We start from the raw sequence: 21,070 nt of genomic DNA, 5'->3' as shown, positions 1-21,070 counted from the left end.
CGTCGCGTTTGCAGAGGATATTCCTTTTCTGCAGATTCGAGTGAAGGTGGGAACATGCTCCGTTCGATCCCTCGTGGCCTCGCAGTGGCCGGGTTGACCGCGGCCGTCCTGGTCGTGCCGGCTGCGGGCGCCGCCACCGCGTCACCCAGCGGCACGCAGCGCGCCATGTGCGACATGCACTGCGGCAAGGCACACGCCGCCAGCCAGGGCCACATCGGCAACAAGAGCAAGGACCACAAGGGCAAGAAGGGCAAGGGCCACAAGAAGGACGGCTACGAGTACGGGCGTCACCTCTTCCACCCCCACGGATTCCCCTACGGCCTGGGCAGAGACGGCCTGCTCGGCTTCGGGCTGCTCGGGATCCTCTGACACCCACCAGCTCGTCCACCCAGTGGGCCCGGGAACTCCCCTCCCGGGCCCACTGCCGCGTGGCCAGGGCGTGTCGGAGTCGACTGCCGGGGCGTATCGGATGCGACGCAGCGTCACATCCCGCCCTGATGTCCGGCCCTTCATGCCCGTACCCGGCGACCACCCCCGGCGGCCGCCGGCCGGCGGGGGCGTCGAGCGCGATCCGTCCTCGTGGAGTCCGTATGTCACCATCCGTCACGTGTAGGAGGAACCGTCGGCGCACCGTGCGCGCCCTGGCCCTCCTGGTGGCCGTCGGCGCCGTGCTCGCCGGCCTCGTCCAGGCGACCCCGCCCACGCCCACGGACCACGAGACCCTCGATCCGCGCATCACCGCGGTCCTGCGCAAGCCCGCCTACCGGCACGCCGAGTGGGGCCTGTTCCAGCAGGACGAGCAGACCGGAAAGGTGACCCGGTCCCGTAACGCCGATCAGTTCTTCATCCCCGGATCCACGGCCAAACTGTTCGGCGTCAGCGGCACCTGGCACACACTGGGCGGCGACCACCGCTTCGTCACGCCGATCCACGCCGTCGGCAAGCGCCGCAACGCGACGCTCCAGGGCGATCTCGACCTGGTCGCGCAGGGGGATCTGACGCTCGGCGGCCGGACGCGCAAGAACGGCACCGTCGCCTTCACCACCATCGACCACACCTACGCCAACGACCTCCCCGGCGCCACCCTCACCCCGCAGAACCCGCTGGCCGGTGTCGACCAACTCGCCCGGCAGGTGCGGGCCGCGGGAATCCGCCGGGTCGAGGGCGATGTGGTCGTCGACGCCCGGCTGTTCCGCCCGGACCCGACGCTCGATCCGACGCCCACCCCACTGATCATCAACGACAACGTCATCGATCTGTTGACCTCCCCCGGCAGCGGAGCGGGCGCACCGGCCGGCCTGGAGGTGCGCCCGAAGGTCGCGCCGTACCGGGTCACGTCCGCCGTCCGCACCGTCGCCGCCGGCAAGCCGACCGACATCGCCGTCAAGGGCTCCGCCGACGGCACCCGGATCCAACTGTCCGGCACCATCGCCGCCGGCTCCGCCCCCGTCCTGCGAGTGTCCCCCGTCAAAAACCCGAACGCCTTCGGCCGGACGGCGATGATCGAGGCGCTGAAGCGGGCCGGGGTCGAGGTCACCGCCCCCGCCGTCGGCCCCAACCCCACCACCCGGTTGCCGCGCTCCTACCAGGGCGCGCCCACCGTGGCCCGGTACACCTCCCCGCCGTACGCCGAGTACGCCGAGCTGATCCTCAAGGTGAGCCACAACCTCGGCGCGAACCTCGGGATCTGCCTGATGGCCGTGAGCCGGGGGAAGACCGACTGCCAGGACGGATTCCCCGTGCTCGCCGCCTTCCTGGACGGTGCGAAGGTGGACCGCCGGGCCGTCCAGCTCGCGGACGGCCGGGGCGGCAGCCCGGTCGACCGGACCACGCCACGGGCCGTGGCCCAGCTCCTGACGTACTGGCAGCGCACCGCCGACGCGGAGCGCTTTCGCACCTCGCTGCCGATCCTGGGCGTCGACGGGACCCTGGCGGACTCCTGCCGTGACTGCCCGTCACGCGGGAAGGTCTTCGCCAAGACCGGCACCGTGGCGGGCGGTGACGCCCTCAACGACCGGCTGGCCGTGGGCGCCGAGACCGCCGCCGGCTATCTGGAGACGGGCAAGGACCGCTTCGACGTGTTCTTCGCCGGCGTCAACGGTGCCTCGACGGCGGGCGCGAACATCGGCGGTGTCCTGGCGATCGCGAACGATGTGGCCGATGTCGCGGCCTACTTGCAGCAGACGAGCGGACCGGCCGAGCGGTAGCCGGGCTCACCCCGCCTGGCTGCTGTCCTTCAGGCTGCCCCAGCCGTGCCAGCGGTCGATCTCGATCCAGGCACTGACCCGGCGGCGGTCCCGCTGGGGGTACGGCCGCCGGAGGTACTGCCGGGCCAGCCGGTCGATGTCGGCCAGCTCCGGGTCGCCCCGGAGTTCCCCGACCCGGCCGATCAGGCTGAGGTGGGTGTACCAGTTGCCCTCGTCGAGCACGATGAGCGTGACCCGGGGATCGCGGCGGACGTGCTCCAGCCGCTTGCGGCCCTCGTTCGCGCTTTCGGCCCGTCACCTTCCGGGAGGCGCGACCTTCTGCGGGAGGGAACCGTCCCCGTCGGCGATCGGGGGAGCGCCGGCGGCGGGGGCGGTGGTGGGCGCCGTGGCGGGTCCCTGCTTCAGGGTGTCGAGGATGGCCAGGCCCTGGCCGACGACGGCGGAGGCGATCTCGTTGATGCCGTCGGTGCCGTTGAGGACGGTCAGCCGGGAGCCGGAGATGCCCTCGGCGGCGGCCTGGGCCAGCGCCGGGAGGTTCTCGACCGTGCGGTTGGCGGCGATCAGCTCCTGGTTGCCGTCCCGGAGCGAGCCGGCGAGCGCGGTGTTGGCGTCGGCGCGCGCCTGGGCGAGGGTGCGTTCGGTGTAGGCACGGGCGTCCGCCTCGAAGCGGACCTGGTCGCGCCGCGCCTCCGCCAGGGTGCGCAGCCGGTAGGCCTCGGCGTCCGCGGGGCGGCGCACCTCGGCCTCCAGGCGCTGGGCGGCCAGCGCGGCCTGCCGCTCGGCCAGTGCGGTCTGCTCCTCGATGACCTGCTGCGAGGCCCTGGCCTGGGACAGCGGGCCGGACTGGGCGGCGCTGGCGTTGTACTGCTCGGTCTCGGCGAGGAACCCGGCCCGCTTGATCGCGGTGTCCCGTTCGTACTTCGCCTTGAGCGCCGCCGCCTCCTGCTCCCGCTCGGTCGCTTCCTGGTCGGCCTTCGCCTCGGCGATCCGCGCGGCGCTGGCGACCGCCGCGGCGTGCGGGGCGGCCAGGTTGGTGATGTAGCCGGAGGTGTCGCCGATCTCCTGGATCTGCAGGGCGTCGACGACGATGCCGAGCTTCTCCATCTCGGAGTGACTGCCGTCCTTGACCTCCTGGGCGACCCGGTCCCGCTCCCGGATGATCTGCTCGACGGTCAGCCCGCCGACGATCGAGCGCAGGTGGCCGGCGAAGATCCGCCCCACCAGATCCTCCATGGTGTCCTGCTCGCTCAGGAAGCGTCGTGCGGCGTTGGCGATCGACGTGGAGTCGTCGCCGACCTTGAAGACGGCGACCGCCCGGACGGCGAGTCGGATGCCCTGCTGGGTGACGCAGTCCTCGGAGATCTCCGCCTCCCGCAGCGACAGCGACAGCACGCTCGCCTTCTGCTTGACGGGCATGACCCAGCAGCCATGGCCCGTGACGATACGGAATTGCGCGTCCCCCGCACGGCGCTTCGAGCCGGAGATCAACAGCGCCTCGTTCGGCGCGGGAACATGCCAGAACAACATCACAAGGCTCCTGGTCCGGTGCGGCCGGCCTCGGGCACTCCGGGCGGGGACCGCGCAGCGCGGGGGAAGCACCCTCGGCTCGGCCGTACGGGCTCCGGTCCGGGTCAGTCGGTCGGCAGCGGCGCGACGATCACCGACCGCGCCGAGGTGTGGTCCACCACGACGACCTGCGTATGGCGGGCGATGGGCTCTCGGGACCAGGCGGCGAAGGCCTCGGTCCCGCCGCGTACGGGCAGCAGCACCTCGCCCGGTCCGTCGCTCGGAATCGAGACGGTCACCCGCCCGATCGCGCCGATCGGGTCGAAGTCCGTGTCATCCCTCGCGCTCACCCGGGCTCCGTCGCTGGTCAAAGCCGCTGTCGGCCCGGAAGCCGGACAGCGGGAAAACTCGACAACTCAACGGTACTCCGGGCGATCCGGCCGGCTCAGGAGTCCAGCCGGGCGGGCCGGGCGGCCGGGACCGGGCGGCGCGCGGGCAGCACGTCGGGCGCGCGGTGCGGCCGGAGGGCGGCCAGCGCGGTCTCGGTCTCCTCCATGAAACAGCGGTACGAGACCAGCCGCTGCCATTCGGGGTCGGCGACCCCGGGTACCGTGGCGGCGCGCTCCGTCCACGTCCGCACCAGAGTGGCGTACAGGGGCGTCTGCCGGGCGACCTCGGCGGTGATCCACCGGGGCATGGAGCCGGGGCGGGGGAGGGAAGTCTGTCCGTGACCTGCCACGGTGCCGGAGGTAGGAGCGCTCATGGCCGTTGAAACGATCCTGGGGGCCTGTGGTCACTGCGTATTTTTGCGGCTCCCCGCACATGCGTCCTTCCGTGGGGGGCGAAACGCCCTCGAATATCACCCCATGCAGTGATCTATTGCCGGGAAGCAGTCCAATCCGGACGGAGGAACGTTGTCGCAGTCATGGAACCGAGGGAGTTGTGGGAGCGCCACGCGGTACTCGCACAGGCGTTTTGCAGCAGCGATGACGAGGTCCGCCGGACGCAGGGACTCCTCGACGAGGCCGAGGTCCGCCGGTCGCGGACGCTGGCCGCCTTCGCCGTGACCGTGGGCAGCGATGCGGTGGTGGCGGACCTGCTCGGCCTGGACGAGCGCGAAGTGCGCCTGGCCCGCCGCACGGTGGGCAAGGACGACGCCCGCGCGGTCGCCAAGAGCCTGCTCGCCCAGCCCGCCCAGCCGGCCCACCCCGCCACCGAGCAGCCGCTCGCGGGCGAGCAGACCGTTGCCCGGGAGCACGTCCCCGCACAGCCGGCCGCCGCCCACCAGCAGGGGCAGACCGCCCACCCCGCCGCGCACCCCGCGGGCCAGGCTGCCGCGCCCGGCCAGGCCCCGACGGGCCACACCGGCGCACCGGCGACCGGCCCGCTCCAGGCCGCAGCGCCCCAGGCCACTCCACCCCAAGCCGCCCCACCTCAGGCGCCCCCGACTCAGGCCACCGCACCCCAGGGCACCGGGCCCCTGTCCACCGAGTCGGCCTGGGCGCCGGCCCTGGACGCGATCCTGATGAGCAGCTGGCACACCGGGGTCGACCTCACGGCCCTGGCCACCGAACTCGGTCTCGACGTCCGCTTCCTCGTGGCCCGCGCCCAGCAGCTGTCCACCGAGAACCGCCAGACCCCGCAGGCCACTCCACCGGACCGCATCGGCCGCCACCGCCGGATGGCCACCCTCCAGTCCTCCCCGCAGTCCGAGACCCCTCATCTGACCTGGCGCGAGCGACCATCGCAGCCCCCACGGGAGACGTACGAGCACGAACCCTGGAAGCAGCAGCAGTACGCCGGCTACCAGAACAACGCGGAGTACCGGGGCTACCAGGAGTACCAGGGCTATCAGAATTTCCAGGGCAACCAGAGCTACCAGGACTACCAGGTGTACCAAGGGCAACAGCCCTCTCCTGCCACCTGGGACCCCAGCGCCATTACCACCGCCCAGCACGACTGGGACGGCATTCTCAGCCAATGGGAAGCCACCACGCCCCCCACGCCCACCCCGGCCCCGGGCGGCCACGGGGGCACCTGACGCCGGCTCCCAGGAGCGTTCCGCCGTCGATTACAGTGGTCGGCGGGCCGTGACTGGCGCTTGGGTGGAGTACCACCGGGGAGCGGCCCGGCCGCATCCGGCCACTGCCGCGCGCCTGGGCGATCCCGCACGACGCTCAGGAGCACCCGATGTCCCCGACCGCCCGCCTCATGGACGGCAGCGCACTGGCCCGCAGCATCGTCGAGCAGGCCGCGAAGCGCGCGACGGCCCTCACCCGGCAGACCGGCCAGGCCCCCTGCCTGGCGACCGTGCTGGTCGGTGACGACCCCGCCTCCGCGACGTACGTACGGATGAAGCGCGCCCGCTGTGAGAAGGCCGGCATCCGGTCGCGGCATATCGCACTGCCCGCCGAGACCACGACCGCGGAGCTGGTCGGCACCCTCACCGAGCTGTCCGACGACCCGACGGTCCACGGCATCCTCCTCCAGCACCCGGTCGGCCCGCACATCGACGAGCGCGCCGCGTTCGAGGCCATCGCCCCCGAGAAGGACGTCGACGGCGTCACCTACCACTCCTTCGCCACGATGAGCTTCGGCGCCGACGGCTTCGCCTCCTGCACACCGGGCGGCATCCTCCGCCTCCTCGACCACTACGACGTCGAACTGGCCGGCAAGCACGCCGTCGTCGTCGGCCGCAGCGCGATCCTCGGCAAGCCCGTCGGGATGCTGCTGCTCGGCCGCAACGCCACCGTCACCTACTGCCACTCCCGCACCGCCGACCTCGCGTCGATCACCCGGCAGGCCGACGTCCTGATCGCCGCGGTCGGCCGGCCCCGTCTGCTCACCGGCGAGCACATCAAGCCCGGCGCCGTCGTCATCGACGCCGGCTACAACCCCGGCAACGTCGGCGATGTGGACTTCGACTCCGCGAGCGGCCTCGCCTCCCTGATCACCCCGGTCCCCGGCGGCGTCGGCCCCATGACCATCGCGACCCTGCTCACCCAGACCGTCGACGCCGCGGCCCGTCAGCTGAAGGCGGCCTGACGGCGCGGCACCGTAGTCCCGCGCGGGGCGGGGTGGGAGGGGGCCGGAAGTGTGCGGCGGCCGGGCGAGCGCCCTCCGTATGATCGCCAGGGCGGTAAGCGATCATCAAGCGGAGGGCGAACGACCATGGCGGAACAGCGCGTTGTCATCGTGACGGGCGGCGGTACGGGCATCGGTGCCGCCACCGCCCGGCTGCTGCGGGCGGCCGGCCACCAGGTGGTGATCTCCGGTCGCCGGCCCGAACCGCTGCACCGCCTCGCCGAGGAGACCGGCGCCCTGGCCCACCCCTCCGACACCGCCGACCCCGAGGCCGTCCAGGGCCTGGTCGATGCCGCGGTGTCTGCGTACGGACGGCTCGACGGTCTGGTCCTCAACGCCGGTATCGCCCGCAGCGGCTCCGTCGGCGATCTGTCGATCGAGGACTGGGAGGCCGTCATGACCACCAACGTCACCGGCCCCTTCCTCCTCCAACGCGCCGCCCTGCCACACCTGTTGGCGGCACGTGGTGCCGTCGTCGCGGTCGCCTCGGTCTCCGCCCTGCGCAACGGCGACGGCAACGCCGCCTATGCGACCTCCAAGGCGGCCCTGCTCCAGCTCTGCCGCTCCCTCGCCGTGGACTACGGACGCGAGGGGCTGCGCGCCAACATCGTCTGCCCCAGCTGGGTACGTACCGAGATGGCCGACCGGCGGATGGCGCGGTTCGCCGACGAGTCCGGTCTCGACGGCGGCGTCGACGCCGCGTACGAGGAGGCCACCCGGCTCCTCCCCGTCGGCCGCCCCGGCGAGCCACGTGAGGTCGCCGAGGCCATCGACTGGCTCCTGTCGCCTGCCGCGTCCTTCGTCAACGGCGCGGTGCTCACCGTCGACGGCGGCGCCACGGCCGTCGACACCGGCGGCGCCGCGTTCAACTTCCGCCTGGAGCCCCGCGAAGGCGCGGAGGACCGAGGCCGCTGACATGGGGCGGCGCCTTCCTGGGCGGGAGGTCAGGTGGTGGCCGGCTGGGTGGCGCGGGCGAGTTCGCGGCGGTGTCGCATGAAGGGGCGGGGCCGGTTGAGGGCGAGGACGGCGGTGGTGCGTCCGTCGCGTTCGTAGCAGGCCAGGAAGCTGCGGTCGTCGGGGGAGCCTTCGAGGACGCGCGGGGTGTCGGTGGGGCCCCGCCGGCCGGCGAACTGGATGCGTACGCCGTACTGGTCGGACCAGAAGTAGGGCAGCGCGCGGTGGGTGGCGACGGTGCTGCCGGCCAGCAGGTTCCGGGCCGCCACCGCGGCCTGCTCGGTCGCGCTGGTCCAGTGTTCGGCGCGGGTGCCGGCCACCCTGGCGACATCGCCGACGGCCACGACGTTGGGGAGCGGGGTGACACAGCCGGCGTCGCAGCGCACACCGTCGTCGAGCGGCAGCCCGGAGCCGGCGAGCCAGTCGGTGTTCGGGCGTACGCCGATGCCGGTGACCACGACCTCGGCGGGCAGCAGCCGGCCGTCGGACAGCTCGACCGCGGTGACCCGCCCGTCGGTGCCGCCGCCGTGCAGGCGGGCGACGCCGGTGCCGGTGAGGAGGGTGACGCCGTGGTCCGCGTGCAGCGCGGAGCAGATCCGGGCCATCTCGTCGCCGAGTGGGGCAAGGAGGGGCAGCGGCGCGGCCTCGACGACGGTGACGTCATGGCCGAGGGCGGCGCAGGAGGCGGCGACCTCGGCGCCGATGAAGCCGGCACCGATCACCACGACCCGGACCGGGCCCCGGACGAGGTCCGCGCGCAGCGCCTGGGCGTCGTCGAGAGTGCGCAGGGTGTGCGCTCCGCCGGGCGCGGAGCCGGCGAGGCGGCGGGGGGCGGCGCCGGTGGCGATGACCACGCCGTCGGCGCTCAGGGCCCGGTCGCCGTCGAGCAGCACCGCACCCGCGGCGGTGTCGAGCCCGACGGCCCGGGTGCCCAGCAGCCATTCGGCGTCGAGTTCGGCGATCTCCTCGGCGTCGGCGAGGGCCAGTTGTTCCTGGCCGGCCGAGCCGGTGAGGAAGTCCTTGGACAGCGGCGGCCGGTCGTAGGGGCGGTGCCGCTCGACCCCGACGATCACCAGGCGGCCCTCGAACCCCTGGGCGCGCAGGGCCCGCGCGGCGTACAGCCCCGCCAGCGAGGCCCCGATGACAGCGACCGAGTTCATGCGGCGGTGCCCTCCTCGGCGGCGTGGTGGACGTAGATCATGCCGTCCTCGACGGTGACGGGATGGGTGCGTACCGCCCGGCGTGCGGGCAGGCAGGTGGGCGCTCCGGTGCGGAGATCGAATGAAGCGGCGTGCAGCGGGCATTCGACCAGACACCCCTCCAGCCAGCCGTCCGCGAGCGAGGCGTCCTGGTGGGTGCAGGTGTCGTCGATGGCGTACAGCTGCCCGTCGGCGTTGAAGACGGCGATCGGAGGTGCGGTGTCGATGCGTACGGACTCGCCTGTGGGCAGGTCGACGAGGTGGCAGACAGGAATCACAGGACCCCCCTGTTACTGTTCGGTATCATCGAGTTTCGCGTTGCGCACGATGAAGCGCTATGCGCAACAGAATCCAGACGGGGAGCGTATGCGTCAAGGGATCCCCGGAAATGCCGAGCGCACGGAATCGGACCCGCGAGCGGGTTCCCAGGTGGTGAGATCCAACAGATGACGGACAACGTGGAGGGGCGGGCGGAGGGCCGGCCGCCGAAGGGGCCCGCGAGCGCCGTGCAGTCCGTGGACCGGGCGGTGACCGTCCTGGAGATCCTCGCGCGGCTGGGCGAGGCCGGGGTGACCGAGGTCGCCGACGAGCTGGGTGTGCACAAGTCGACCGCGTTCCGGCTGCTCGGCGTGTTGGAGAACCGCGGGCTGGTGGGGCAGGAGCAGGAGCGCGGCAAGTACTACCTCGGTGCCGGTGTGCTGCGGCTGGCCGGTGCGGCGGCCGTACGGCTGGACATCTCCCAGGAGGGCGCGGCGGTCTGCAAGCAGCTGGCCGACGAGCTGGGGGAGACGGTGAACATCGCGGTGCTGGAGAGCGATGCCGCGGTCAACATCATGCAGGCGCGCGGCCCGGCCTCGGTCACCGCGCAGAACTGGCTCGGCCGGCGTACGCCGCTGCACGCCACCTCCAGCGGCAAGGCGCTGCTGGCGTACCAGCCCGCGCCGGTCCAGGAGGCGGTCCTGGGGCGGAAGCTGCCGCGGCTCACCGAGCGGACGGTCACCTCGGCAGCCGAGCTGCGCCGGCAGCTCGGGGAGGTCGTCGAGCGGGGATTCGCGGTGGCGGTCGAGGAGCTGGAACTCGGGCTGCGCGCGGTCGCGGCGCCGGTGCGGGCGCACGACGGCTCGGTGATCGGGGCGATCAGCGTCTCGGTGCCCGCCTACCGGCTGGACGAGGAGCGGCTGCCCGAGGTCGTCAAGGGCACCGTTTCCGCGGCCGAGGAGCTCTCGCGGCGGATGGGGTACGCCTGTTGAGCGACTGACGGGTACGGGTGCGCGGGCGGGGCCGGAGCGGTTGTTCCGGCCCCGCGGTCGTGTCGGGACGCGTCACAGGCCTTTTACCAACAGCTAGCCCGCACCCCCTTGACGGTGCCGATGCGGCGTTCCCACTATGTCTCTCATCGCGCAACCAGTCGTGCAGTGCGCAACACTGAGGGGTAGGGCATGCCACACGAAGTCCATGCCGTCGTCGCGGCGAAACACGGCGCACCGGTCGAGCTGCGGACGATTCTGGTGCCGGATCCCGGTCCGGGCGAGGTGCTCGTCGCCGTGCAGGCCTGCGGCGTCTGCCACACCGATCTGCACTATCGGGACGGCGCGATCAACGACGCGTTCCCCTTCCTGCTCGGCCATGAGGCGGCCGGCGTCATCGAGTCGGTCGGCCCCGGCGTCACCGAACTCTCCCCGGGCGACTACGTGGTACTCGCCTGGCGGGCGCCCTGCGGCAGCTGCCGGTCCTGCCGCCGCGGCCGGCCCTGGTACTGCTTCGACTCCCGCAACGCCGCCCAGCCGATGACTCTCCTGGACGGCACCCCGCTCAGCCCCGCGCTCGGCATCGGGGCGTTCGCCGAGAAGACGCTGGTCGCCGCCGGGCAGGCGGTGAAGGTCGACCCCTCGGCGCGCCCCGAGGCGGCCGGGCTGATCGGCTGCGGGGTGATGGCGGGGTACGGCGCGGCCGTGCACACCGGGGCCGTCGGCAGCGGTGACACCGTCGCCGTCATCGGCTGCGGCGGGGTCGGCAACGCCGCGATCGCCGGCGCCTCGATCGCCGGGGCGCGCCGGGTCATCGCGATCGACATCGACGAGCGGAAGCTGGACGGCGCCACCCGCTTCGGCGCCACCCACACCGTCAACTCCCGTGGTGCGGACGCCATCGAGGCCGTACGGCAACTTACCGGCGGCAACGGCGCCGATGTCGTCATCGACGCGGTCGGCCGCCCCGAGACCTTCACCCAGGGCTTCTATCTGCGCGATCTGGCCGGGACCCTGGTCCTGGTCGGCGTCCCCGACCCCGAGATGCGCATCGAGCTGCCGCTGATCGACCTCTTCTCGCGCGGTGGCGCGCTGAAGTCCTCCTGGTACGGCGACTGCCTGCCCAGCCGCGACTTCCCCATTCTGATCGACCGTTACCTCAGCGGACGGCTCGACCTCGAAGGGTTCGTCACCGAGACGATCGGCCTGGACGAGGTGGAGTCCGCCTTCGACAAGATGCGCGACGGCCAGGTGCTGCGCTCCGTCGTGGTCCTGTAGCGGCGTCCCTGGGGGTGCCCCGCACCCCACCGATCCGGTAACGGCACAGCACCCCCGTCGACCACCCCGACCAGCAGGAGGAGGGGCATGTCCCGTACGCCCGCCAACAGTTCCCGTGTGGTTGTCATCGGCGCCGGCATCGTCGGCTGCTCCCTCGCCGATGAGCTGACCGCCCGCGGCTGGACCGACGTCACCGTCCTCGAACAGGGCCCGCTGCCGGCCCCCGGCGGCTCTACCTCGCACGCCCCGGGCCTGGTCTTCCAGACCGGCCCCTCCAAGACCATGACCGAGTTCGCCGCCTACACGGTGCGGAAGTTCGGCTCCCTGGAGGCCGACGGACTGCCCTGCTTCCACCCCGTCGGCGGCCTGGAGGTCGCCACCACAGAAGCCCGCTGGGCCGATCTGCACCGCAAGGCCGGACTCGCCGCCTCCTGGGGCGTGCGGGGGGAACTGCTCACCCCGCGGCAGTGCAAGCAGCTCTGGCCGATGCTCGACGAGACCAGGCTCCACGGCGGCTTCCACACCCCCGACGACGGGCTGGCCCGCGCAACTCTCGCCTGCCGCGCCCAGATGGAGCGGGCCGCGCGGCACGGCGCCCGCTTCCTGGAACGGCACACCGTCACCGGCATCGAGCGGGAGGACGGTCGCGTCACCGGCGTCCGCACCGACCGGGGCACCTTCCCCGCCGACCATGTCGTCTCGGCCGCAGGCTTCTGGGGCCCGGTGATCGGCGCGATGGCCGGGGTGGACGTGCCCCTGCTCCCGCTCGCCCACCAGTACGCCACGACCGAACCGCTCCCCGAACTCGCGGGCGTCAACGACCCCCGCACCGAGGCGAGCCGGCCGATCCTGCGCTTCCAGGACCGCGATCTGTACTTCCGCGAGCACACCGACCGCATCGGCATCGGCTCCTATGCCCACCGCCCGATGCCCGTCGACCCCTTCACCGTCCCCGCCTTCGACGAAGCTCCCGTCATGCCGTCGTCGCTGCCCTTCACCGAGGACGACTTCGCGCCGAGCTGGCAGGACAGCGTCACCCTGCTGCCCGCGCTGGGCGCCTCCCGCGTGGCCGAGGGCTTCAACGGCGTCTTCTCCTTCACCCCCGACGGGATGCCGGTGCTCGGCGAATCCCGTGAACTGCGGGGATTCTGGCTCGCCGAGGCGGTCTGGGTCACCCACTCCGCGGGCGTCGCCAAAGCCGTCGCCGAGTGGATGACGGACGGCCGGCCCACCACCGACATCCACGAGTGCGACCTCTACCGCTTCGAGGACGCCCAGCGATCGCCCGCCTATATCGCCGACCGCGGCGCCCAGAACTTCATCGAGGTCTATGACGTCATCCACCCCCTGCAGCCCATGGAGCAGCCCCGACCGCTGCGCACCAGCCCCTTCCACGCACGCCAGCAGCAGCTCGGCGCGTACTTCCTCGAAAGCGGCGGCTGGGAGCGCCCCCACTGGTACGAGGCCAACGCCCCGCTCGCCGAGGGGCTTCGGCTCCCCGAACGCGACGCCTGGTCCGCCCGCTACTGGTCGCCGATCGCCGCCGCCGAGGCGCGGGCGACCCGCGAGAGGGTCGCGCTGTACGACATGACCCCGCTGCGCAGGCTGGAGGTCACCGGTCCGGGCGCGCTGGACTTCCTGGACCGTATGACCACCAACAACCTCCGCAAGAGGCCGGGCGCGGTCACCTACACCCTGCTCCTGGACGAGTCCGGCGGCATCCGCTCCGACCTCACCGTCGCCCGTCTGGCCCCCGACCGCTTCCAGATCGGCGCCAACTCCCCGGCCGACCTCGACTGGCTGCTGCGGCACGCACCGGACGGCGTCGAGGTCCGTGACATCACCTCCGGCACCTGCTGCATCGGCGTGTGGGGGCCGCTGGCCCGCGACCTCGTCCAGCCGCTGGCCCGCGACGACTTCTCCCACGAGGGCTTCGGCTACTTCCGCGCGAGGCGCACCCACCTGGGCCATGTACCGGTGACGGCGATGCGCCTGTCGTACGTCGGTGAACTGGGCTGGGAGCTGTACACCACCGCCGACCTGGGACTGCGGCTCTGGGACACGCTGTGGGAGGCGGGTCGGGGGCTCGGCGTGATCGCGGCCGGCCGCTCGGCCTTCAACAGCCTGCGCCTGGAGAAGGGCTACCGCGCCTGGGGCGCCGATATGACCGCCGAGCACGATCCGTACGAGGCGGGGGTCGGCTTCGCGGTCCGGGCGGACAAGGAGTTCGTGGGCCGGGCCGCCCTCGACGCGAACCGCCCCCTCACCCGCAAGCTGACCGCGCTGCTGCTCGACGACCCCGCCGCCAACGTCCTGGGCAAGGAGCCGGTGTACCTCGACGGTGTGCCCGCCGGCTATGTGACCAGCGCTTCGTACGGCTACACGCTGGGCCGCTGCGTCGCCTACGCCTGGCTGCCGCCGCTCGCCACCGGTACCGGTGTGCACATCGAGTACTTCGGCGAGAAGGTCCCGGCGACCGTCGCCGAGGAGCCGCTCTTCGACCCGAAGATGACCCGCATCCGCCGCTAGCGAGACACCCTTGCGGGCCCCGTCCGGTGGATCGGGGTCGGACGGGCCCGCACACCTCAGACGCGCCAGACACGCAGGAGGCCACTGTGTCCCCCACGTACGACGTCATCGTCCTCGGGCTCGGCGGCATGGGCAGCGCCGCGGCCCACCATCTCGCCGCCCGCGGCGCACGGGTCCTGGGCCTGGAGAAGTTCGGCCCGGTGCACAACCGCGGCTCCAGCCACGGCGGTTCGCGCATCACCCGCCAGTCCTACTTCGAGGACCCGGCCTACGTACCGCTGCTGCTGCGCTCGTACGAGCTGTACGACAAGCTGGAGCGGGACACCGGCCGCGAGATCGCCACCCTGTGCGGCGGGGTGATGGTCGGCCGCCCCGACAGCCGCACCGTCAGCGGCAGTCTGGAGTCCGCCCGGCAGTGGGACCTGCCGCACGAGATGCTCGACGCCAAGGAAATCCGCCGCCGCTTTCCCACCCTCACCCCCGCCGACGACGAGGTCGCGCTGTACGAGGCGCGGGCCGGACTCGTCCGGCCGGAGTACACCGTCGCCGCCCACGTCCAACTCGCCACGCAGGACGGCGCCGAGCTGCACTTCGAGGAGCCGGCCACCCGCTGGGAGGAGCTTCCCGGCGGCGCCGGTGTCCGCGTCCACACCCCCGAAGACACCTACACCGCAGGGCAGTTGGTGATCTGCCCGGGCGCCTGGGCGCCGGCACTCCTGGCCGACCTGGGCGTACCGTTCACCATCGAACGGCAGGTCATGTACTGGTTCGCACCCGACGGCGGCACCGCGCCGTTCGTCCCCGAGCGGCATCCGATCTACATCTGGGAGGACGCGCGGGGCGTCCAGATCTACGGCTTCCCGTCGATCGACGGCCCCGACGGCGGCGCCAAGGTCGCGTTCTTCCGCAAGGGCACCGTCTGCACCCCCGAGACCATCGAACGCGCCGTGCACGACCACGAGGTACGCGCCATGGCCGACCAGCTCGCCCCCCGGATCCCGGCCCTGCCCGGCCGCTTCCTCAAGGCCGCGACCTGCATGTACTCCAACACCCCCGACGAGCACTTCGTGATCACCCGGCATCCCGCGCACCCGGAGACGGTGACCGTCGCCTGCGGCTTCTCCGGGCACGGCTTCAAGTTCGTACCGGTGGTCGGCGAGATCGTCGCCGATCTCGCGCTGACCGGCGCCACCGCGCACCCCGTCGAGCTGTTCGACCCGTCCCGCCGCTTCGCCGGGGAGACCCCCGGCCGGCCCGCCGCCGCGGCCGTTTGAGGAGAGCACCCATGACGACCACACCCACCGAGTCCGTGCCGGCGGCGCCCGCCGGGCCCGCGACCGGCGTCGCTCCCAGCCTGATCACCACCCTCGCCGGCCACTACTACACCGACCCCGAGATCTTCCGCCAGGAGCAGGAGAAGATCTTCGAACGCCTGTGGTTCTGCGCGGTACGCAGCGCCGACCTGGGCAGGCCCGGCGCCTTCCGTACGGTGCGGGTCGGCCGGGAGAGCGTACTGATCACCCGCAACCGCGCCGGCGAGCTGCGCGCCTTCCTCAACATCTGCCGCCACCGCGGCGCGCAGCTGTGCACCGAGGAGTCCGGCGAGGTCCGCCGCAACCTCCAGTGCCCCTACCACGCCTGGACCTACGACCTCGACGGGCGCCTGATCGCCGCCCCCAACCTGCAGAAGATGCCGGACATCGACCGCACCGAGCGCGGCCTGGTCACCGTCCCGCTCCGCGAGTGGCTCGGCTACGCCTGGGTGTGCCTGGCCGACGAACCGCCGTCCTTCGAGGACACCGTGATCGGCGCGGCCGTCGAGCGGCTGGGGGACCCGGCCGCCATCGACCGCTACCGCACCGAAGGCCTCGCCCTCGGCCGGCGCATCGCCTATGACGTGCGCGCCAACTGGAAGCTCATCATCGAGAACTTCATGGAGTGCTACCACTGCGCCACCATCCACCCCGAACTCACCGACGTCCTCCCGGAGTTCGCCGACGGCTTCGCCGCCCAGTACTACGTCGGCCACGGCGCGGAGTTCGCCGACGAGGCCGCCGGGTTCACCGTCGACGGCAGCGAGGGCTTCGGCCGGCTGCCCGGTATCGAGGACGTCCAGGACCGCCGCTACTACGCGATCACCGTCCGGCCGCAGGTGTTCGTCAACCTCGTCCCCGACCACGTCATCGTCCACCGGATGTTCCCCACGGCCCCCGACCGCACCCTCGTCGAGTGCGACTGGCTGTATCTGCCCGAGGTCGTCGACTCCGGCGCCGACGTCTCCCGGTCCGTCGAGCTCTTCCACCGGGTCAACACCCAGGACTTCGACGCCTGCGAGCGCACCCAGCCCGCCATGCACTCCCGCGCCTACCGCGACGGCGGGGTGCTGGTGCCCAGCGAGCACCACATCGGCGCCTTCCACCGCTGGGTCACCGACCGCCTGGAGGGCGAGCATGGCTGATCTGTCCATCGACGGCCGCTGGCGGCCCGGGCACCGAGGACGGCCGGGTCGTCGCCCCGGGCACCCCGGGCATCGACGGCCGCGTCGTCCATGAACCCATCGGGGTGCACCCTGATCCCCCTGGAACTACCCATGCCCCACTCGACGACCAACCGACCATGTAGGACACAGTCTTAGTCGGCGTCGAGGACGAAGCTGGCCTGTGTCCGCAGGGACGACAGCGCTATGAGGGTGCCAGTGGCAAGGTAGGTGCCGGCGGGTGCCTTCGCCGTTTCATGGCAGGAAGTGAGGCGGTGGCGGTTCCATCGGTAGGTGAGGGTGGCCGGGGCGCTGGGTGACACGGCGATCCAGCGGTCAGGGACCCCGGCGGCGCAGGGGCTCGAGTCCCACATCGGTGGTTTTCGGCGGATGCAAGGGTGAGCCGGACCGACCGGGGCGTGACGTTGATCCGGCATTCGGACGTGCTCGTGACGGTGAGCACGAGGACCGGATCTTCGTTCCCGCGGTAGCTGTTGTGTTGTGACCTCAGCCGCGCCGTGACCGGTCCGGTCGGGCTGGCCGCCGTGCAGCGTGGAAGGCCTTTCACGGCGGGGGTGTTGACGGCCTGTCCGCCCAGGTCTGGCGTGGTGCCCGGCAGTGGCGCAGGGGCGGTCCGGAGGCCACTGGCCGGGACAGACGGCGAGGCACTGGCCGTGGAGGACTTCCCGGCAGTTCGGTCGGTCCGGTTGCCGCTCGGCTCGTAGGACGCCCAGATGCCGTAGCCCAGTCCGCCGATCAGTAGGGAGGCGGCGCCGACCATCAGCACGACCCGTCCCCAAGCGATCCGGCCCCGCATGATGCGCTTCCACTGCCTGTCCAGCCGTTTGGACTCCTTCTGTAACTCCTTCTTGCGCCGCTCGAACTCCTTCTGCCGTTCTTTCGGTCCGGCCGTCACATCGCCCGACGGGGCGCGGCGTCCGTTCGGCGCGGACGGTTCCTGCCCGCCCTGGGGGGGTGACCGCCAGTGCGGGTGCGCCGACGCTCATCACCGCATTCTCGTACCGGTTGGTATGCCCCGGCGCTGCGGACGAGGCGGTCCGGGACGGCCGTGGGGCCGGCAGGTGCGGCGAGGGCAGGAAGAGGAACTCATGCTTCTTGATGTCGGTGTCGATTCGCACGGTCTGGGGCTGCCCGGACTTGCGGTACGCGCGGTGCAGGAGGTCGACCCGGTCCTGCACGGCGTCCTCGAACGGCGGACGGTTCGCTCGCTGAATTCACAGGCCCCCCTTGGACAGTGACGCCGTCATCACTGTACGGACAACGGGGCTCGTGTGGGGCTCGAATCAACCTCAGCAGCCTCCTGCGGACATGCTGCGCGAGGACGCGCTGCGCGGCGTCGACTGACCCGGCGCGCCCTCACCCGGCCCGGGCCGCCCGCCGCCAGGCCGCATCGCGCAGCAGCCGCAGGCCGTTGAGGCCGACGAGGACCGTGGAGCCCTCATGGCCGAGGACGCCCAGCGGCAGCGGGAGGTCTCCGGCGAGGTCCCAGACGACCAGGCCGCAGAGGAAGACCGCGGCGAGGCACAGGTTCTGGACGACGAGTCGGCGGGCCGCCCGGGACAGCGTCAACACGGCCGGAACGGTGGCCAGTTCATCCCGGACGATCACCGCATCGGCGGTCTCCAGGGCGAGGTCGCTGCCGGCCCGGCCCATGGCGACACCGGTGTGCGCGGCCGCCAGCGCGGGGGCGTCGTTCACCCCGTCACCGACCACCAGCACCCGCCGCCCGGCCGTCTGCTGTGCGCGTACCGCCTCGACCTTGTCCTGGGGCAGCAGTCCGGCGCGTACGTCGACGATGCCGGTCTCGGCGGCCGGCCGGGCCGCGGCGCGCGGGGTGTCGCCGGTCAGCAGCATCGGCATCCGGCCGGTGAGCGCCTGGAGGGAGGCGACGGTGGCGGCCGCGCCGGGGCGCAGCCGGTCGGCGAGTCCCAGCACCCCGGCCGGCGTGCCGTCCCGCAGGACGAGTACGGCGGTGAGTCCGTGCTCCTCCAGCGCCGCGACGAGTGTCCCGGCCGTCGCGGATGCCGGGTGGTCGGCGGGCAGCAGCCGGGCCGGGGCGCCGACCTCGATGCGCGCGCCGCCGACGGTGGCGCGGACGCCGATGCCGGGGGCGGCGGTGAACTCGTCGGCGGCGGGCAGCGGCAGGCCCCGTTCGCGGGCCGCGGCCACGATCGCGCGGGCCAGGGGGTGTTCGCTGCCGTGCTCGGCCGCGGCCGCCCAGGTCAGCAGCGTCTCCTCGGCCGGGCCGGGGCCCGGCAGCGGACGGATCGCGGTGACCTGCGGGGCGCCCTCGGTCAGGGTGCCCGTCTTGTCGAGCGCGACGGTGTCCACCTCGCCGAGGCGTTCCATCACGACGGCGGACTTGACCAGCACACCGTGCCGTCCGGCGTTGGCGACGGCCGCCAGCAGCGGTGGCATGGTCGCCAGCACCACCGCACACGGCGACGCGACGATCATGAAGGTCATCGCCCGCAGCAGGGCGCCGGTCGGCTCCGCGCCGAAGAGGAGCGGGACCGTGAAGACGGCGAGGGTGGCGGCCACCATGCCGACCGAGTAGCGCTGTTCGACCTTCTCGATGAACAGCTGCGTCGGTGCCTTTGTCCCGGAGGCCTCGGCGACCATGGCCACGATCCGGGCGATGACCGAATCGCCCGCGTCCCGCTCGACCTCGACCCGTAGCGCGCCGGTGCCGTTGAGGGTGCTGGCGAACACCTCGTCACCGGGCTGCTTGGCCACCGGAAGCGGCTCACCGGTGATGGTCGCCTGGTCGACCTCGCTGCTCCCGTCCAGCACGCGGCCGTCCGCGCCGACCCGCTCGCCCGGGCGGACCAGGATGACATCGCCCACCACGAGGTCCGCGGCGGCCACGTTCTCCTCTGCGTGGGGACCGGCGTCGGGATCGCCGTCGTCGCCGGTCAGCCGGGTCGCGGTGCTCGGTGCGAGATCGAGCAGACCGCGCACCGAGTCCTCGGTACGGGCGGTGGCCAGCGCCTCCAGGGCCCCGGAGCCGGCGAAGATGACGATCAGCAGTGCCCCGTCCAGCACCTGGCCGATCGCGGCCGCCCCGATCGCGGCGAGCACCATGAGCAGATCGACGTCGAGGGTGCGGTCCTTCAGCGCCCGCAGTCCGGACCAGGCCGGCTCCCAGCCGCCCGTCGCATACGCCAGCGTGTACAGCGGCCCCCAGGTCCACGCCGGTGCGCCGGTGAGGTGGAGCGGCAGCGCGAGCAGGAAGGCGACGGCGGCCGCGGCCGCCCAGCCGACCTCGGGCAGCGCGAAGAGACGGGTGCGCGCGGAGGGGTGCCGGCGGGGCGGGGACGGCTGCGGTGGACGTCGCAGTACTGCGGAGGGCGCGGCAGAAGGCATGGCGGATCAACCGTTCACGGGAGCGGGGCCGGCAACCCCACCACCGTACAGGAACAAATGAAGAGGCATTCATCTTTCGTCGCTAGGATGGCTCCATGGGCCACGGAATGGACAATCGCAGCACCACCCGCGAACGCCTGGACGCCGTCGGGGCCGCCGATGTCGCCGCGACACTCCAGGCCCTGTCCACCCCCTCCCGGCTGCGCATCCTCGCCCGCCTCCAGGAGGGCCCCTGTGCGGTCGGCGACCTCGCCGCCGCCGTCGGCATGGAGCAGTCCGCCTGCTCCCATCAGCTCCGGCTGCTGCGCAACCTCGGTCTGGTCACCGGCGAGCGCAACGGCCGCTCGATCGTCTACGCGCTCTACGACCACCATGTCGCCGAGCTGCTCGACCAGGCGCTCTTCCACGTGGAACATCTGCGCCTGGGGCTGCGTGACGCTCCATCAGAAGCATCGGACGCGGTGCGCCGCTGACGGGCACCCGCCGTGTAGCCTTCACATACCACGCGCATTTCACATACAGCTCGTATGCCGTGCCGTCGATGTGTGTGGATCTTCAGGAGTGGGGGAGCGGGCGATGCAGTCGGGGCGCGAGAAGGCCTACGCGTATCTCAAGGACAGCGTGCTGAGCGACCCGGAGATGCAGGACCGCTTCCTGTCCGAGCAGGAGATCGCCGACCGGATCGGCGTCTCGCGCACCCCCATCCGCGAGGCCCTGCTGCTGCTCGCCGCCGAGGACATGGTGCGGCTGGTCCCCAAGCGCGGGGCGCATATCGCCCCGCTGTCCGGCCGGGAGATCGCCGAACTGATCGAGATGCGCGGCCTGATCGAGCGCTTCGCCGCCGAGCGCACGACGGCCGAAGGCACCGTGCCCGTCGACGAGTTGACCGGCATCCTCGCCCAGCAGGACGCCCTGCGCGGCGCCGGCAGCGTCCAGGAGTTCCTCGCCGCCGAACTGCGCTTCCACGCCGCCCTGGTCGCCGCCGCCGGCAATGCGCTGATGAGCCGTCAGTACGCCGCCCTGCGCAGCCGCCAGACCAGGGCCGGCGCGATCCCGCTCTACCGCTCCGACCAGCGCCGGCACGAGGTCCTCGCGGAACACCGCCGGATCCTCGACGGGCTGGCCGCCGGCGACGCCGCGGCCGCCTGCGCGGCCATCGACCGCCACCTCCAGGCGACCCAGCGCATCCTGCTGGCCGCCTGA

Annotated in this window: 20 protein-coding genes, 1 pseudogene and 1 riboswitch; of the genes and pseudogenes, 13 read left to right on the top strand and 8 right to left on the bottom strand. The window is 72.4% G+C overall.

Annotated features, from left to right (window positions below; genetic code table 11):
- The first annotated feature begins 54 nt into the window (after positions 1-54).
- Together WAB15_RS05750 and dacB are read left to right on the top strand one after the other, a co-directional pair.
- Entirely contained in the window at positions 55-369 is a 315-nt protein-coding gene (locus WAB15_RS05750; RefSeq protein WP_399147417.1) for a hypothetical protein, read from the top strand.
- Between the two features lie 263 nt (positions 370-632).
- A complete protein-coding gene (dacB, locus tag WAB15_RS05745; protein WP_407285556.1) occupies positions 633-2,207 on the top strand; it encodes a D-alanyl-D-alanine carboxypeptidase/D-alanyl-D-alanine-endopeptidase in 1,575 nt (524 codons plus the stop codon).
- A gap of 6 nt (positions 2,208-2,213) precedes the next feature.
- Here dacB and WAB15_RS05740 read toward each other — a convergent pair.
- The 4 genes and pseudogenes from WAB15_RS05740 to WAB15_RS05725 form a co-directional block, all read right to left on the bottom strand.
- A pseudogene (locus WAB15_RS05740) lies at positions 2,214-2,486 on the bottom strand (PPOX class F420-dependent oxidoreductase); the annotation flags it as partial.
- 15 nt (positions 2,487-2,501) lie between these two features.
- Positions 2,502-3,734: an SPFH domain-containing protein gene (locus WAB15_RS05735; RefSeq protein ID WP_399147419.1), complete on the bottom strand. Its 1,233-nt coding sequence runs from the start codon at positions 3,732-3,734 to the stop codon at positions 2,502-2,504.
- Between the two features lie 104 nt (positions 3,735-3,838).
- Complete coding sequence (locus WAB15_RS05730; RefSeq protein ID WP_399147420.1) at positions 3,839-4,063, bottom strand: hypothetical protein; 225 nt, start codon at positions 4,061-4,063, stop codon at positions 3,839-3,841.
- A gap of 95 nt (positions 4,064-4,158) precedes the next feature.
- Positions 4,159-4,476 (bottom strand): hypothetical protein, encoded by a 318-nt coding sequence (locus tag WAB15_RS05725; RefSeq protein WP_399147421.1) that lies wholly within the window; start codon positions 4,474-4,476, stop codon positions 4,159-4,161.
- A 162-nt stretch (positions 4,477-4,638) separates the two neighbouring features.
- On the opposite strand from WAB15_RS05725, the gene WAB15_RS05720 reads away from it, so the two are divergent.
- From WAB15_RS05720 to WAB15_RS05710, 3 genes are all read left to right on the top strand, one after another.
- Positions 4,639-5,754, top strand: a complete 1,116-nt coding sequence (locus tag WAB15_RS05720; protein ID WP_407285555.1) for a hypothetical protein — start codon at positions 4,639-4,641, stop codon at positions 5,752-5,754.
- 39 nt (positions 5,755-5,793) lie between these two features.
- Positions 5,794-5,882: riboswitch (ZMP/ZTP riboswitch) on the top strand.
- A gap of 21 nt (positions 5,883-5,903) precedes the next feature.
- A complete protein-coding gene (locus WAB15_RS05715) occupies positions 5,904-6,758 on the top strand; it encodes a bifunctional 5,10-methylenetetrahydrofolate dehydrogenase/5,10-methenyltetrahydrofolate cyclohydrolase (protein WP_407285554.1) in 855 nt (284 codons plus the stop codon).
- A gap of 126 nt (positions 6,759-6,884) precedes the next feature.
- Positions 6,885-7,712: an SDR family NAD(P)-dependent oxidoreductase gene (locus WAB15_RS05710; protein ID WP_407285553.1), complete on the top strand. Its 828-nt coding sequence runs from the start codon at positions 6,885-6,887 to the stop codon at positions 7,710-7,712.
- Positions 7,713-7,741: 29 nt separating this feature from the next.
- Here WAB15_RS05710 and WAB15_RS05705 read toward each other — a convergent pair whose 3' ends face one another.
- Together WAB15_RS05705 and WAB15_RS05700 are read right to left on the bottom strand one after the other, a co-directional pair.
- On the bottom strand, positions 7,742-8,911 hold the full coding sequence (locus WAB15_RS05705; RefSeq protein ID WP_407285552.1) for an NAD(P)/FAD-dependent oxidoreductase: 1,170 nt from the start codon (positions 8,909-8,911) through the stop codon (positions 7,742-7,744).
- Positions 8,908-9,228: a bifunctional 3-phenylpropionate/cinnamic acid dioxygenase ferredoxin subunit gene (locus WAB15_RS05700; protein WP_399147426.1), complete on the bottom strand. Its 321-nt coding sequence runs from the start codon at positions 9,226-9,228 to the stop codon at positions 8,908-8,910. The genes WAB15_RS05705 and WAB15_RS05700 overlap by 4 nt, the downstream gene beginning before the upstream one ends.
- 168 nt (positions 9,229-9,396) lie before the next feature.
- Between WAB15_RS05700 and WAB15_RS05695 the strand changes: the two genes are divergently transcribed.
- From WAB15_RS05695 to WAB15_RS05675, 5 genes are all read left to right on the top strand, one after another.
- The gene (locus WAB15_RS05695) at positions 9,397-10,200 is read left to right on the top strand and encodes an IclR family transcriptional regulator (protein ID WP_399147427.1); all 804 of its coding nucleotides are present in this window, start codon (positions 9,397-9,399) and stop codon (positions 10,198-10,200) included.
- A 189-nt stretch (positions 10,201-10,389) separates the two neighbouring features.
- A complete protein-coding gene (locus tag WAB15_RS05690) occupies positions 10,390-11,475 on the top strand; it encodes an S-(hydroxymethyl)mycothiol dehydrogenase (protein ID WP_407285551.1) in 1,086 nt (361 codons plus the stop codon).
- An 87-nt stretch (positions 11,476-11,562) separates the two neighbouring features.
- On the top strand, positions 11,563-14,004 hold the full coding sequence (locus tag WAB15_RS05685; RefSeq protein WP_407285550.1) for an FAD-dependent oxidoreductase: 2,442 nt from the start codon (positions 11,563-11,565) through the stop codon (positions 14,002-14,004).
- 86 nt (positions 14,005-14,090) lie between these two features.
- Positions 14,091-15,278 (top strand): N-methyl-L-tryptophan oxidase, encoded by a 1,188-nt coding sequence (solA, locus tag WAB15_RS05680; protein ID WP_407285549.1) that lies wholly within the window; start codon positions 14,091-14,093, stop codon positions 15,276-15,278.
- A gap of 11 nt (positions 15,279-15,289) precedes the next feature.
- A complete protein-coding gene (locus WAB15_RS05675) occupies positions 15,290-16,462 on the top strand; it encodes an aromatic ring-hydroxylating oxygenase subunit alpha (protein WP_407285548.1) in 1,173 nt (390 codons plus the stop codon).
- A gap of 173 nt (positions 16,463-16,635) precedes the next feature.
- On the opposite strand, the gene WAB15_RS05670 is transcribed toward WAB15_RS05675, so the two are convergent.
- Positions 16,636-16,803: a hypothetical protein gene (locus WAB15_RS05670; protein WP_407285547.1), complete on the bottom strand. Its 168-nt coding sequence runs from the start codon at positions 16,801-16,803 to the stop codon at positions 16,636-16,638.
- 786 nt (positions 16,804-17,589) lie between these two features.
- On the opposite strand from WAB15_RS05670, the gene WAB15_RS05665 reads away from it, so the two are divergent.
- The gene (locus tag WAB15_RS05665) at positions 17,590-17,739 is read left to right on the top strand and encodes a hypothetical protein (RefSeq protein ID WP_407285546.1); all 150 of its coding nucleotides are present in this window, start codon (positions 17,590-17,592) and stop codon (positions 17,737-17,739) included.
- Positions 17,740-17,857: 118 nt separating this feature from the next.
- On the opposite strand, the gene WAB15_RS05660 is transcribed toward WAB15_RS05665, so the two are convergent.
- Positions 17,858-19,867, bottom strand: a complete 2,010-nt coding sequence (locus WAB15_RS05660) for a heavy metal translocating P-type ATPase (RefSeq protein ID WP_407285545.1) — start codon at positions 19,865-19,867, stop codon at positions 17,858-17,860.
- A gap of 95 nt (positions 19,868-19,962) precedes the next feature.
- On the opposite strand from WAB15_RS05660, the gene WAB15_RS05655 reads away from it, so the two are divergent.
- Together WAB15_RS05655 and WAB15_RS05650 are read left to right on the top strand one after the other, a co-directional pair.
- The gene (locus WAB15_RS05655; RefSeq protein WP_407285544.1) at positions 19,963-20,340 is read left to right on the top strand and encodes an ArsR/SmtB family transcription factor; all 378 of its coding nucleotides are present in this window, start codon (positions 19,963-19,965) and stop codon (positions 20,338-20,340) included.
- A gap of 103 nt (positions 20,341-20,443) precedes the next feature.
- Positions 20,444-21,070: a GntR family transcriptional regulator gene (locus WAB15_RS05650; RefSeq protein WP_399147436.1), complete on the top strand. Its 627-nt coding sequence runs from the start codon at positions 20,444-20,446 to the stop codon at positions 21,068-21,070.

Source organism: Streptomyces sirii (assembly GCF_045690365.1).
GTDB classification, from domain to species: Bacteria; Actinomycetota; Actinomycetes; order Streptomycetales; family Streptomycetaceae; genus Streptomyces; species Streptomyces sirii.
Note: the sequence above shows the minus strand (reverse complement) of the source record. Positions and strands in the feature narration are given on the sequence as shown.